Genomic DNA, 945 nt, shown 5'->3' on the forward strand with positions numbered 1-945 from the left:
TGGCCCTGACCCTGCTGACCCCGCCGGGCGAATTCGGTGCCGACGTGGCCATCGGCAGCGCGCAACGCTTCGGCGTGCCGCTGGGCTTCGGTGGCCCGCACGCGGCGTACTTCTCCACCAAGGATGCATTCAAGCGCGACATGCCCGGCCGTCTGGTCGGTGTCTCGGTGGACCGTTTCGGCAAGCCGGCCCTGCGCCTGGCGATGCAGACCCGCGAGCAGCACATCCGCCGCGAGAAGGCCACGTCCAACATCTGCACCGCCCAGGTGCTGCTGGCCAACATCGCCAGCATGTACGCCGTGTACCACGGTCCGCAGGGCCTGACGCAGATCGCCCGGCGTGTGCACCAGTTGACCGCGATCCTGGCCCAAGGCCTGAAAGCGATCGGTCTGAATGTCGAGCAAGAACACTTCTTCGACACCCTGACCCTGAACACCGGCGCCAACACCGCCAAGCTGCACAAGCAGGCCCACGCCCAACAGATCAACCTGCGCGTGGTCGACGCTGAACGTCTGGGCCTGTCCCTGGATGAAACCAGCACCCAGGCCGACGTGGAAACCCTGTGGGCCCTCTTCGCCGCGGGCCAAAGCCTGCCGGACTTCGCCGACCTCGCCGCCGCCACGCAAGCGACCCTCCCGGCCGCGCTGCTGCGCCAGTCACCGATCCTCAGCCACCCGGTGTTCAACCGCTACCACTCAGAAACCGAGCTGATGCGCTACCTGCGCAAGCTGGCGGACAAGGACCTGGCGCTGGACCGCACCATGATCCCGCTGGGCTCGTGCACCATGAAACTCAACGCCGCCAGCGAAATGATCCCGGTGACCTGGGCCGAATTCGGCGCCCTGCACCCGTTCGCCCCGGCCGAACAAAGCGCCGGCTACCAGCAGCTGACCGATGAACTGGAAGCGATGCTCTGCGCCGCCACCGGCTACGATTCGATCTCGC

1 pseudogene is annotated in these 945 nt (G+C 66.9%); it reads left to right on the forward strand.

The annotated features are described in order from the left end of the window. A pseudogene (locus CGA21_RS29715) lies at positions 1-945 on the forward strand (glycine dehydrogenase (aminomethyl-transferring)); the annotation flags it as partial.

The sequence above is a fragment of the Pseudomonas sp. PSB11 genome (genome assembly GCF_014596605.1).
Classification (GTDB): domain Bacteria; phylum Pseudomonadota; class Gammaproteobacteria; order Pseudomonadales; family Pseudomonadaceae; genus Aquipseudomonas; species Aquipseudomonas umsongensis.